The sequence below is a fragment of the Roseomonas sp. E05 genome (assembly GCF_030063475.1).
Taxonomy (GTDB): domain Bacteria; phylum Pseudomonadota; class Alphaproteobacteria; order Acetobacterales; family Acetobacteraceae; genus Pseudoroseomonas.
Window position 1 is genome coordinate 78,214 of record NZ_JASIRT010000010.1, and the last position, 12,209, is coordinate 90,422.

Consider the following 12,209-nt stretch of genomic DNA (forward strand, 5'->3'; position numbering starts at 1 on the left):
CGGGGGGATACGATCCCCCCGGCGGGGGTCCAGGGGGCAGCGCCCCCTGGCGCTTCCTCACTGTGCCGGCGTGATGGCGGTGGCCATGGTGTACATGTCGCCGCGGGTCTGCATGGTGAGGCCGTTGCGCAGACCCCAGGCGCCCTTGAGGAAGAAGATCGGCAGCACCGCCTGATCCTCCACCGCGGTGCGGGTGGCCTGGCGCAGCAGGCTTTGCCGCGTGTCGTCATCCAGCGTGGCGGCGGCCTTCTCGATGAGGGTGTTCAGCGCCGGGTTCTCGTAGCGGCCGCTGTTGCTGCGTCCGGTGCCGGCCTTGGGGTCCCAGCGCTGCACCAGCACGTTCAGCGCGTTGCTGGCGAGCCCCGCGGCGCTGCCGAAGATCGCCATGTAGCTGCTGAATTCCGGCTCCGGCCCGGTGGCGCGCTTGAAGAAGAGCGCCGAGGGCATCGCCTCGACCTGCGTGCGGATGCCGACGGCGGTGAGCATCTGCCCGACGGCCTGGCAGGTGCGCACGTCGCCGGTGAAGCGGTCGTTCAGGCAGTGGATGGTATAGTTGAAGCCCTCGGGATAGCCGGCCTCGCGCAGCAGGCGGCGGGCGAGGGCGGGGTCGTAGGCGGCGGGCTTCAGGCCGGGGTCGTGGCCGTCGAAGCCCTCCGGCATGAACTGGCCGGCCGGCTCGGCGGCGCCTTCCATGGCGCGCTCGGCCAGCGCCTGCCGGTTGATGGCGTGGGTGAAGGCCTGGCGCACGCGGGCGTCATTGAAGGGGTTCACCGTCATCGGCCGGCCCTCCTTGTCGCGCACGAAGGGCGAGGTGGGGCGGCGGTCCACCGTCATGTAGAGCATGAAGAGCGAGGTGCCGGTCTGCAGATGCGCGTTGTCGCTCTCGCGGACGCGCTGGTGCAGCCCGGCGGGGATGGCATCGGCCATGTCCACGTCGCCGGCCAGCAGCGCCGCCGTGCGGGCGCTGTCATTCGGCACGAAGCGGAAGGTGACGCGCGCCCAGGGCGGCGCCTCGCCGCGAAAGCGCGGGTTGCGCTCCAGCACCACGTCCTGCCCCGGCGTCCAGCGCACCCAGCGATAGGGGCCGGTGCCGATGGCGGCGCGGCCGCCGTTGAATTCCTCGGCCGAGGCGCCTTCAACCGCCTTGGCGGAGACGATGGCGATGGTGGCGAGGTTGGCGGGCAGCTCGGGCTGCGGTCCGTTGGTGCGGATGCGCAGGGTGCGGGCATCCACCACCTCGACGGCGGTGATGTCCTTCACATAGGCGCGGAAGGTGCGCACGCCCTCGGCGGTCTGCGCGCGGCGGATGGAGAAGGCGGCGTCTTCCGCTGTCAGCGGCGTGCCGTCCTGGAACAGCACGCCCTCGCGCAGGCGGAACTCCCAGGTGGTCGGGCTGGTGGCATGCCAGGATTCCGCCAGGCCGGGCTGCGGGCGCAGCTTGGTGTCCTGTGCCACCAGCGCCTCGTAGACATGAAGCTGAACATTGCGGTTGGGGGTGAAGAGCTGGTGCGGGTCGGCGCCATCCACCGCCGCCTTCATGGCGATGCGCAGGTCCTGCGCCTGCGCCGCGCTCCCCAGGCAGGCGAGCAGCGCCAGCGCGGCGGACAGTCGGGCGGGCCTTCGGGTATGGATCATCGGGTGCGGTTCCCCTTCTCCTTGGGAGCCGGGCACGCGACGACCGGAAGCATGGGGCGCGCCTGGCTGCGGTCTCGGAAGTCCCGTGCATCATTGCAAGCAGATCATCTGCCGGTCCAGAGCGTTTCACTGAAAGAACTGCGGTGATTTGCCTCAGCCTGGCGCGGCGAGCGCCCGGCTGATCTCCGCCGCACCCTCGATGGCCAGCGCCTGCATCTGCTGCAGCTTGGCGCGCGGCACGCGGGCGAGCGGCGCGGCCACCACCAGCACGGCGATCACCTCGCCGGACGGGTCATGGATAGGGGCGCCGGCGGCGACCGCCTCGGGGTCGTTCTCGCCCTTGCTGACGCAGGAGCCCTGCGCGCGGATGCGGGTGAGCTCGGCGGCCAGCTTCCCGGGATCGGTCAGGGTCTGCGGCGTGCGCGCGACGAGCTCGCCGCCCAGCACGGATTGCTGCAGGCGGGCCGGCGCATAGGCCAGCAGGAGCTTGCTGGAACCGACATGGATGGGCGCACGGTTGCCCGGCGCGGCGTGGAAGCGGACGATGCGCGGCGTTTCCCAGGCGGCGACGCAGACGGACTCGGTGCCTTCGCGCACGCGAACCTGCACCGTCTCGTCGCAGGCCGCACCGATGCGGGCGAGGACCGGGGTGGCGGCGCCGACGAGGTCCACCTGGCCCCCCGCACGTCCCGCCAGCTGCAGCGCGCGGAAGCCGAGCCAGTAGCGCGGCTCCTGCGCGCGGCGCATCAGGAAGCCGGAGGCCTCCATCGTCTGCAGCAGGCGATAGGCGCGCGGCTTGGTGCAGCCGGCGGCGCGCGCCAGCTCGGACAGGCCGCGCCCCGGCGTCTCGCCGACCTGGGCGAGCAGCTTCAGCGCCTGCTCGACGGCGGCGACGGTGTAGTCCTGCGCCGGTTTGGCGGCGGTCTCGGCGTCTGCGGGTATCGCTGTCTGTTTCGGCATTCCGGGTGACTGCGCTCTTGGTGGCCGGGCCAGGATAGCACCCGGCCAGCCCACTGCCTAAGCGACAGGCCGGCGCCGGTTCAGGCGTGCAGGGCCTCCAGCGCCTCGCGCGCCTGGCGCAGGGCATGCGCGACGCGGTTGGCGGCGCGCTGCGCGCTGACGCGCAGGAAGGGCTCCGCCGCGCTGCCCGCCGGGGCCGCGGCAAGGCGGCGCACCGGTTCCAGCACGGGCCAGGGGGCCTGGGCCAGCGCCGGGTCATGCGTGAAGCGGTCGCCGCGGGTGTAGTCCATCGGCACCAGGGCGCGGGAAACCCGCAGCAGCGCGGCGTTCACGGCGGCCGGCGGCAGCGGCGCGGCCGCGATGCGGGCGGCGGCGGCCTCGAAGGCCGCCAGCGCATGGTTGAGCGGGGCGAGCGAGAGGCGGTCTCCGAGCTGCCCGGCAAGTTCGGCGAGCAGGCCGGAAAGCTCCCGCGCATGGGCCGTGTAGTCGAAGGGCAGCCGCTCGGCGGAGAGCAGCGCCCAGACCACATGCACGAAGACGCGGGTGTCGCGCACGAGGTTGTCCGGGTCGATCTTGTCGAGCGTGTCCTGCGGCGTGTGCCACCACCAGCCCAGCTTCACCGCGCCATGCACGGCGCCGACATTCTCGGCCTGGTGGCTGAGGCTGTTGAAGATGGAGGGGATGCCGATGCCCCAGAAGGATTCGTCGCCCTGCCGGCCGAAGCGCTTGCCCGTGTAGTCCTGGCCGGCGACGTCGCGGATCGCGGCCCGCGCGACCGCGCGCAGCTCGGCCGCGCAGCCGGAGCCGGTGAGCACGGTGGCGCCGCGCCCGCCGGTGGAATCGGTGTTCACATGCGCGACGCAGCGGCGCTCCAGCTCGTCCCAGAAGGCGTCGGCATACCAGGCGGAGCCGGAGTAGCGGCCATGCGAGTGGCCGGACCAGAAGCAGAAGCGCAGGCCGCGCTGCCAGTCCGCGCGGCGCGTGGCGGCGAGGCGGGCCACCTCCAGCATGGTGGCGTTCGCCGCGCCATTGTCCATGACGCCGTGGTACCAGGTGTCGTGATGGCCGGAGAACAGCACGAAGGGGGCGTCGTCGCCGGTGGCGCCGGGCGCGTCCATCTCCGCCACCAGGATCGGGGTCTTGCGCCAGCCGGTGTCCACCTCGGCATGCAGGGTGGCGGTCAGCGCCGCGCCGGCCTGCAGGCGGCCGCGCAGCGCCGCGCCATCCGCGCGGGAGATGGTGCAGACCACGGCCTGCGGCAGTTCCTCCAGCGTCTCCGCCGAGGGGCTGCCCCAGACCGGGGAGATGCACATCTCGTGGATATGGTCGTCCTGCGTCGCGTGGATCTGGCCGGCGACGCCGGCGCGCAGCCCGCGCGCGGCGACCGCCGGGGTGGCCATGCCGTCCACCAGGATGATTTTCCCGCGCAGGTCCTGCCCGGCGAAGTCGGCGTCACCGCCGGCTCCGACATAGACCACCGGCGCGGTGAGCCCGCCGGCGGGGGAGGGGCGGGAGAAGGAATGCGTGATGCAGGTGAGGTCGCGCCCCTCCACCACCACGCGCGCGGCGCCGGGCAGGCTGATGAAGGCGTCGTGCAGCAGGATTTCGGTGCGGTAGCCATGGGCGGCGATGCGCTGCTCGACGAAGCGCAGGCTTTCCATCTCCTGCGCCGAGCCGGAGAGCTTCACCCAGTGCTGCAGGCGCTCCAGCGTGCCCATCATCCCGGCGGCGGAGACGCCGTCGCACAGTTCCTGCAAGACCGCCTGCTGATCCATCACCATTGCCCCATGCCGTCCGGCGCCGCCGGGTGAATGCCCTGCTGGTCTGATAAACGAACCGGGCCGGCTTGTCATGAGAACCGGCTTGACCGGGGAGGGGTGGGTCAGGAGGGCTGCGGCCTCGGGCTTCCCTGGCTGGCCTGGACGCGCAGGCGTTCGGTGTCGTCCAGGTGCTGCTGCATGGCGGCCGCCGCGCCCTCGTGGTCGCCCTCCAGGATGGCGCGCAGGATGGTGGCGTGCAGCGGCAGCGAGACGCGCCGGTTCTGCTCCGCCTCGGTGTTGGTCACGTGCAGCGAGGCCAGCAGCGTGGTGCGGATGGCATGCACGATGGGGATCAGGAACTGGTTGCCGCTGGCCTCCAGGAGGGCCGTGTGGAATTCGAGGTCGGCCTGGATGAAGGCCTCCACGTTCTCGCCCGCCGCCTCCATGGCGGCATAGGCGGCGGCGATGCGGGCGCGGTCCGCCTCGGTGGCGCGCCGGCTGGCCAGCGCCGCGGCCGGCGGCTCGACGATGCGCCGGACCTCCATGAGCTGTTGCAGGGCGGGATCGTCCGCCGGCAGTTCGCCGTGCCAGTGCAGCAGCAGCGGGTCGAGCTGGCTCCAGGCCGCGCGCGGGCGGATGGTGGTGCCGCGCCGCGGCCGCGCGTCCAGCAGCCCCTTGGCGGCCAGCACCTGCAGCGCCTCGCGCAGCACCGTGCGGCTGACGCCGTAGCGGGCGAGCAGGACGTCCTCGCCGGGCAGGGTGTCCCCCGGACGGAGAATCCCCTGCACGATCTTGCGGCCGAGGTCGTCCACCAGCTGGTCGGACAGGGTGCGCTTGATGGCTGCTGAAAAAGTCATATGATATTCTTTATAGCGGCTGGAGCACCGTCAACGCCGTTGACGGGCCGTTCGGCGGCAGGAACAAGAATGTGGAGGAAGCATGCGGATTGCGAGCGTTCACACGCACGTCCTGGAAGCGGCGCTCTCCCAGCCCTTCGCCTATTCGCGCGCCTGGTACGGCACGCGCATGGCGATGCTGGTGGAGATCGAGACCGACACCGGCCTGACCGGCTGGGGCGAGTGCTACGGGCCGGCCTGGATGACCGAGGCGGTGGTCCGCAATGTCGCCCCCTGGCTGGTCGGCCAGGACCCGCTCCGCACGGAGCATCTCTGGCAGGACATCTATGCCCGGCTGCGCGACCACGGGCAGAAGGGCCTGGTGATCGAGGGGCTGAGCGGCATCGACATCGCCCTCTGGGACATCAAGGGGAAGCATTTCGGCGCGCCGGTGCACCAGCTCATGGGCGGCCCGCTGCGCACCGAGGTGCGGGCCTATGCCACCGGCCTCTACCGGCGCGAGAGCGGCGACCCGCTGCAATACCTCCCCGAGGAGGCCGCCGGCTACGTGGCCGAGGGCTTCCACGCCGTGAAGCTGAAGGTCGGCTTCGGCGTGGCGGAGGACGTGGCCGTCACCCGCGCGGTGCGCGAGGCCATCGGCCCCGAGGTGGCGCTGATGGTGGACGCCAACCACGCCTATGACGCCGTCGCCGCCATCCGGCTCGGCCGGCTGATCGAGCCGCTCGACATCGGCTGGTTCGAGGAGCCGGTGCCGCCGGAGGACCTGGCCGGCTACCGCGCGGTGAAGGCGGCGCTGGACATCCCGATCGCCGGCGGCGAGTGCGAGTTCACCCGCCTCGGCTTCCGCGACCTGCTGGCGACCCAGGCGCTCGACATCGTCCAGCCCGACACCTGCGCGGCCGGCGGTCTCTCGGAATGCAAGAAGATCGCGGACATGTCGGCCGCCTTCGGGGTTCGCTACAACCCGCATGTCTGGGGCACCGGCATCGGCATCGCCGCCTCGCTGCAACTGCTGGCCGTGGTGCCGACGCATACGCCCACCTCGCTCAACCCGCTTGAGCCCATCCTGGAATTCGACCGCACCGAGCACCCGATCCGCCAGGCCATCCTGCGCCAGCCGATCGAGCATGATCGCGGCACGGTGCGCATTCCGGACGGTCCCGGTCTTGGCATCGAGATCGATCGCGAGGCCCTGGCCCGTTTCAAGGTGAACTGACCGATGCCGGACATGCAGACCATGCCCTCCGCCGCCCGCAGCCCCTGGTGGAGCATCGGCGGCTCGCTCCTGGTCGGGCTCTTCGTCGCCTATCTCGACCGCTCCAACCTTTCCGTCGGCCTGCCGGCCCTCTCGCAGGAGCTCGGCTTCGCCGGCGAGCGCTTCGCCGTGGTGTCGAGCTGGGCGCTGACGATCTTCCTGATCGGCTATGCCTTCGCCAACATCCTGGGCGGCATCCTGACGCGGCGGCTCGATCCCAAGACGGTGGTGATCTGGTGCGTCGCCATCTGGTCGCTGGCGACGATCGCCGTCGGCTTCACCGGCTCGGTCGCCGTGCTGCTGGTCTGCCGCTTCATCCTCGGCGTCACCGAGGGGATCTACTGGCCGCAGCAGTCGCGCTTCGCGCGCGCCTGGTTCGCGCCGGAGGAGCGCACCACCGCCAACAGCCTGATCCAGTACTACGGGCAATTCCTGGCGCTGGCCCTCGGCTTCATGCTGCTGACGCCGATCTACGACGCCTTCGGCTGGCGGGTGCTGTTCTTCATCACCGGCGGGCTAGGCCTGCTGGTCATCGTGCCGCTCTACCTCGCCGCGCTGCGGCCCGAGGCGGAGGCGCCCTACCGCGAGCCGGCCGGCGCGGCGGCGAGCCAGAAGCTGACGCTGGCGGCGCTCGGCGGGCCGCCCTTCCTGCTGCTGCTGTTCAGCTACATCACGCAGGGCATGCTGTTCTGGGGCATCACGCTCTGGATTCCGCTGGCGGTGCGCTCCATCGGCTTCACCGGCTTCTCGCAGGCCATCGCCAGCGCGCTGCCCTACTTCGCCGCGGTGCTGCTGGCGCTGCCCATCGCCAGGATCAGCGACCGGACGAACCGGCGCGTGCTGATCGCGGCGCTCGGCCTGCTGATCCCGGGACTGCTGATGATCATGCTGCCGCTGGTGGAGAGCGGGCCGGCGAAGCTCGCCCTCATCACCGTGGCGCTCGGCTACTACGCCAGCAGCTTCACGCCCAACATCTGGACCATCCTGCAGTCCACCGCGAAGCCCGAGGCGGTCGGGCCGGCCGCCGGCATCATCAACGGCATTGGCGCGGGCGGCGGCGGCACCATCGCGGGCTTCCTGGTCGGCATGCTCTACAGCGCGACCGGCTCCTACATGTCCGGCTTCGTCGTGCTCGGCGGGCTGGTGATCCTGGGCGGCGTGTCGCTGCTCGCCTATGGATGGCTGGCGCCGCGCAAGGGCGGCAGGACCACCACGGCGCTCCCGCCCTCCGGCCAGTCCTCGCCGGCCTGAAGGCACCGCCGCAACACCCCGGGAGGCTCCGCCTCCCGGACCCTCCGCCGGGGAGGCAACGGCCTCGCCGGACCCCGCGATCGGTTTTCCCCCGCTTCATCCGGACGCGCCTCCGGCACGCTTGCCGGCCTTCCTGCGGCAGGCCTAGGATCTGCCTGATCGACGAGGCTTCGCGCGGCCGCTTCGTGACCTGCCTCCGCCTGCGACGGCGGAGGAATGGCCGGTTGGCGGAGCGCTGGCAGAAGCGGCCGGCGGCGCTGGCGCACAGGAGGTGCCTTCGCAGGATGGCAGCAGGCATCGGCCGGCAACACCAGGCCCGGGTCTTCACCTCCGGCTTCGCCGGGCGGCGGCCGGCGGTTCCCTGCGCGCCGGAGGCCCTGGAGCATGCGGCGCTGGCGCGGATGAGCCGCAACGCGGCCGCCTATGTCGCCGGCGGCGCCGGGCTCGAGCGCACCATGGCGGCGAACCGCGCGGCCTTCGACCGCTACCGGATTATCCCGCGCGTCCTGCGCGACGTCACCGCCCGGCAGCTTTCGGTGCGCCTCTTCGGCCGCACCCTGCCTTTGCCGCTGCTGCTGGCGCCGATCGGCGTGCTGGAGATGGCGCATCGCCAGGCCGATCTGGCGGCGGCGCGCGCCGCGGCTGCCGAGGGCCTTCCCTTCATCACCTCCAGCCAGTCCTCCTGGCCGATGGAGACGATCGCCGAGGCCGGTGGCGGTCCCCGCTGGTTCCAGCTCTACTGGTCCGCCTGTGACGCCCTGGCGGAGAGCTTCGTGCGGCGCGCCGAGGCGGCGGGCTATGAGGCGATCGTCGTGACCCTCGACACCACCCAGCTCGGCTGGCGCCCGCGCGACCTGGATCGCGGCTACCTGCCCTTTCTCCGCGGGCGCGGCCTGGCCAACTACCTCTCCGATCCGGTGTTCCGCGCCCTGCCTCCGCCGCCGGTCGCGCCGGGGGAGCGGCCATCGCTCGGGCCGCGCTCCCTGCCGGCCGTCCTTGAGCTTCTGCGCTCCTGGCCGGGCGGCAGGCTGAAGGCGCTGGCCGCCGGGCGGGAGGTGGTGCAGGCGGTCCAGCGCTTCATCAGCCTCTATTCCCGTCCGGACCTGACCTGGGAGAACCTGCCCGCCCTGCGGCGGATGACGCGGCTGCCAATCCTGCTGAAGGGCGTCCTGCACCCCGAGGATGCCTGCCGCGCCCTCGAGGCCGGGGTGGATGGCCTCATCGTGTCCAACCATGGCGGGCGGCAGGTCGATGGGGCCGTCGCCGCACTCGAGATGCTGCCACCCATTGCTGCCGCCGTCGCGGGGCGTGTCCCGGTGCTCTTCGACGGCGGGATCCGCACGGGCGCCGATGTCATCAAGGCGCTGGCCCTGGGTGCGACGGCGGTCCTGATCGGGCGGCCCTATGTCTATGGCCTGGCGCTCGCCGGCGAGGCGGGGGTTCGGGAGGTGCTCAGGAGCTTCGCCGCCGACCTGGATCTGACCCTCGCCCTCATGGGCTGCCGCGGGCTGGATGAGCTGGACGGCACGGTGCTGGCGCAGGCACGGCCCGGCTGAGCGGGGCCGGGGCTGCAATGCCGCGGGTGGGGCGCGGACCGCCTCAGGCGGCCTCGGCAGCCGGCCGGCGCAGCGCGCCCTCCAGCAGCTCGATCTGCCGGGCGATCCGCGCCAGGGGGTCCAGCAGGGCCGCCTCCAGCGGCGGGGCGGGCCGGGGCGGCACGGGGCCCTCGCCCTCGGCCAGGCCGCGCAGCGAGGCCGTGATCCAGCTGCGCCAGGCCGCGCCCTCCACCGCCGTCAGCGCCATCCGGGCGGCGGGGTCGTGCCGGAGCGCGGAAAGCCGCCCGGCGATGCGGCGCAGGATGCTGTCCACCAGGATCGCACGGCTGACCTCCGGGCGCCGGCTCCCGCGTGGCTCCTGCAGGGCGCGGGTGATGGAGGCCTCCAGGTTGTTGGTCGCCATGCCGGCAGCGCGGCGGGCGGCCTCCGCGCCGCCGAAGGGCGTCTCGCCGATGATTTCGGAGAGCACGGCACCGGCATAGTCCGCATGGGCCGCCAGGGCGGCGCGGCGCTCCCGGCGCATTCGCCCCGGCTCCCAGCTCGGCCAGAGCAGCAGGCAGCCGATGACGGCCAGCAGCCCACCCGCCAGGGTGAACAGCGCGCGCAGCGCGGCCACCTCCCAGGAGCTGTGGCCGGGATGGATCAGCTCCATCAGAACCACCACGACCGGCGTGATGCCGGCGATCCAGGCGGTGAAGCTGACCTGCCGCGCCCCGAAGGCCAGGGCGCAGAGGGGAAAGAGCACCGCGGCCAGTTCCAGCGGCGCGCGGACGAAGTAGGCGAGCAGCGCCCCGACCAGCCCGCCCAGCACAGTGCCGCCGATCCGCTCCAGCGCCCGCTGCCAGGTGACGGCGAAGAAGGGCTGCAGCGTGACGACCACCGTGATCGGCAGCCAGTGCGCGAACTGCGCGCCGTAGTCCAGCGTGAGCGCCAGGGAGGGCGCGCCGATGACGGCGATGCGCAGCGCATGCCGCAGGATGGCCGACTGCCAGGTCAGGTTGGCCCGCAGCGGCCCCAGCACGCGCTCCCGCCAGGGCTGGGCCTGCGCGGCGCCGACCGGGCCGCCCGGCAGGTAGCCGCCGGGCGTGCTGAGCCGCGCGGCGATGCGCAGGCGCTCGATGATGGCCTCCGCCAGCGGGCGCAGCAGCGGATCGCCCTGGGCGGCGGCCAGGGCGCGCCCGGCGGCGCGGTCCAGCACCGGCGGGCGCACGGCGACATCCGTCTCGATGGCATCGGCCAGCACCACCAGCATCGGCCGCACCACGCGCAGCAGCGTCTCCGCCGCCCGCAGCCGCGCCGGGTCCCGCATGCCCTCCAGCAGGTCCGACAGGGCGATCAGCGAGCCGAAGATCTGGTCGCAGGCTTCCAGCCGGAGCAGCGCCTGCGAGCCGCGCAGCGAGAGCCGGCCGCGCATGTTGACCAGGTCGAGCACGATGACGCGGGCATGCTCGATCTCCTCCCGCACGGCGCGGCGGTGGGCGCGGCTATGGGCATCCCAGACTGCGGTGCTCGCCTCGCCCGCCTGCAACAGGCGGCGCTGGTCGGCCGCCAGGGTGGCCAGCCGGCGCCAGCACTCGGCCACGGCGGTGCGGGCGGGGCGATAGGGATGGAGCCGCCAGACCACCATGGTCAGCAGCGTGGCCCAGAGCCCGCCGGCGAGGAACATGCCGCCGATCTCCAGCGCCTCCTGCCCGCTCAGCGGCTGGTTGGCGGCGATGATGAGCACGATGGCGAGGATGTTTCCCACCACCGTGGCGCCCGGGCCCCAGACGCGCGAGAAGCCCAGGCAGAAGAGGCCGGCGAAGGCCAGGGGCAGGACGACGGCGAGCCCGGCCTCCCGCAGCAGGCCGAAGCCGGCCCAGGTGGCGGCGCCGAGCAGGGTGAAGGCGAGCAGCGCCGGCACGCGGAAGCGGATGGGGCCGCCGACATCGCAGAGGCAGGTGAAGAAGGTGGCCATCGCCATGTAGAGCAGCGCCGGCCGGCCCAGCCACTCATGGGCCAGGATGACGAGCGCGAAGGCCGTCGCGGCGCGGATGCCCTCCACGGCGCGCAGGGCGCGCAGGTCCCACCCCCAGGGCACCCGGGAAAGGTCCGCCCCCGGATCACGGGGCGTGCCGATGCGACGGGGCGGGGCGGGGGAGGGTCCGGAAGCCGTGGCTTTCATCAAGGCGCTACAACGTCCCCTGTCCATCCCGGTTGTGCGCGCCGCGTGCCGCATCCCCCGTCCGGCTTGCCGCGGAAGCGGCCGTGGCAGGGTGTCGGAGCCTCTGGCCCCCGCCGCGGTGGAGTGGTCCGATGGGCGCCGGCAAGGGGCGTCGCCCTGATGACCGTTCCAGGGCCATGGCGCCCTGCGAGCCTTGGCGGGGAGGAATAGGCCGCGGTGATGGCAGCGGCAACGCTGGCGTTGGCTGCGGCCCGTTGGCGCCCGCAGGAGGTGGCGGCAGGACAATGGCGGGCGGTGCAAGGGCGCCTTGCGGCGGCCATCAGGGCCATTTTTCCCGGCGGTGGCGCCGCCGGGGGGAGGGCGGTCAGGCACAGGCCTCCCCTGACGGCCGGGCTCACCGCGCGATGCGCGGCCACAGCCACCAGATCAGCGCCGCCCCCGCGAGCAGCCACAGGGCCACGATGACGGCGGCTCCCGCACGGCTGACCGGCCGCCCCTCCGCCTTCAGGGCAGCCGCGCGGTGTTCAGCCATGACCTCCGGCGGCACCAGCCGGATGGCGAGCAGGATGGCCGGTGGCAGGAGGATGACCTCGTCGAGGTAGCCAAGGACCGGGATGAAGTCCGGGATGAGGTCGATGGGCGAGAGGGCATAGGCGGCAATCGCCAGCGCGAAGGCCTTGGCGTACCAGGGCGTGCGGGGGTCGCGGGCCGCGAGGGAGAGCGCGTGCACGTCCCGCCTGATCGCCCGTGCCCAGCCCTTGATCCGCCGCA

8 protein-coding genes and 1 pseudogene are annotated in these 12,209 nt (G+C 72.8%); 3 read left to right on the top strand and 6 right to left on the bottom strand.

The features are described 5' to 3' along the window. Nucleotides 1-57 precede the first annotated feature (57 nt). The 4 genes from QMO56_RS12485 to QMO56_RS12500 form a co-directional block, all read right to left on the bottom strand. Nucleotides 58-1,635, bottom strand: a complete 1,578-nt coding sequence (locus tag QMO56_RS12485; protein WP_283526154.1) for an ABC transporter substrate-binding protein — start codon at nt 1,633-1,635, stop codon at nt 58-60. Between the two features lie 153 nt (nt 1,636-1,788). Beyond that, the gene (locus tag QMO56_RS12490) at nt 1,789-2,595 is read right to left on the bottom strand and encodes an IclR family transcriptional regulator (protein WP_283526156.1); all 807 of its coding nucleotides are present in this window, start codon (nt 2,593-2,595) and stop codon (nt 1,789-1,791) included. An 80-nt stretch (nt 2,596-2,675) separates the two neighbouring features. Further along, complete coding sequence (locus QMO56_RS12495; RefSeq protein ID WP_283526157.1) at nt 2,676-4,370, bottom strand: M28 family peptidase; 1,695 nt, start codon at nt 4,368-4,370, stop codon at nt 2,676-2,678. 107 nt (nt 4,371-4,477) lie between these two features. Beyond that, complete coding sequence (locus QMO56_RS12500; protein WP_283526158.1) at nt 4,478-5,212, bottom strand: FadR/GntR family transcriptional regulator; 735 nt, start codon at nt 5,210-5,212, stop codon at nt 4,478-4,480. Between the two features lie 82 nt (nt 5,213-5,294). Here QMO56_RS12500 and QMO56_RS12505 point away from each other — a divergent pair, with 82 nt between their 5' ends. The 3 genes from QMO56_RS12505 (at nt 5,295) to QMO56_RS12515 (ending at nt 9,274) form a co-directional block, all read left to right on the top strand. Next, a complete protein-coding gene (locus QMO56_RS12505) occupies nt 5,295-6,428 on the top strand; it encodes a mandelate racemase/muconate lactonizing enzyme family protein (RefSeq protein ID WP_283526160.1) in 1,134 nt (377 codons plus the stop codon). A gap of 3 nt (nt 6,429-6,431) precedes the next feature. Beyond that, the gene (locus tag QMO56_RS12510; protein ID WP_283526162.1) at nt 6,432-7,718 is read left to right on the top strand and encodes an MFS transporter; all 1,287 of its coding nucleotides are present in this window, start codon (nt 6,432-6,434) and stop codon (nt 7,716-7,718) included. Between the two features lie 284 nt (nt 7,719-8,002). After that, a complete protein-coding gene (locus QMO56_RS12515; RefSeq protein ID WP_283526164.1) occupies nt 8,003-9,274 on the top strand; it encodes an alpha-hydroxy-acid oxidizing protein in 1,272 nt (423 codons plus the stop codon). A 43-nt stretch (nt 9,275-9,317) separates the two neighbouring features. Here QMO56_RS12515 and QMO56_RS12520 read toward each other — a convergent pair whose 3' ends face one another. Together QMO56_RS12520 and QMO56_RS12525 are read right to left on the bottom strand one after the other, a co-directional pair. After that, nucleotides 9,318-11,438, bottom strand: a complete 2,121-nt coding sequence (locus QMO56_RS12520; protein ID WP_283526165.1) for an FUSC family protein — start codon at nt 11,436-11,438, stop codon at nt 9,318-9,320. Between the two features lie 394 nt (nt 11,439-11,832). Beyond that, nucleotides 11,833-12,204: pseudogene (locus QMO56_RS12525) on the bottom strand (YkvA family protein); the annotation flags it as partial. Between the last annotated feature and the right edge of the window lie 5 nt (nt 12,205-12,209).

Coding starts and splice junctions, on each gene's coding strand:
- QMO56_RS12485 (WP_283526154.1), bottom strand. CDS start 1,635: ATGATCCATACCCGAAGGCCCGCCCGACTGTCCGCCGCGCTGGCGCTG.
- QMO56_RS12490 (WP_283526156.1), bottom strand. CDS start 2,595: ATGCCGAAACAGACAGCGATACCCGCAGACGCCGAGACCGCCGCCAAA.
- QMO56_RS12495 (WP_283526157.1), bottom strand. CDS start 4,370: ATGGATCAGCAGGCGGTCTTGCAGGAACTGTGCGACGGCGTCTCCGCC.
- QMO56_RS12500 (WP_283526158.1), bottom strand. CDS start 5,212: ATGACTTTTTCAGCAGCCATCAAGCGCACCCTGTCCGACCAGCTGGTG.
- QMO56_RS12505 (WP_283526160.1), top strand. CDS start 5,295: ATGCGGATTGCGAGCGTTCACACGCACGTCCTGGAAGCGGCGCTCTCC.
- QMO56_RS12510 (WP_283526162.1), top strand. CDS start 6,432: ATGCCGGACATGCAGACCATGCCCTCCGCCGCCCGCAGCCCCTGGTGG.
- QMO56_RS12515 (WP_283526164.1), top strand. CDS start 8,003: ATGGCAGCAGGCATCGGCCGGCAACACCAGGCCCGGGTCTTCACCTCC.
- QMO56_RS12520 (WP_283526165.1), bottom strand. CDS start 11,438: ATGAAAGCCACGGCTTCCGGACCCTCCCCCGCCCCGCCCCGTCGCATC.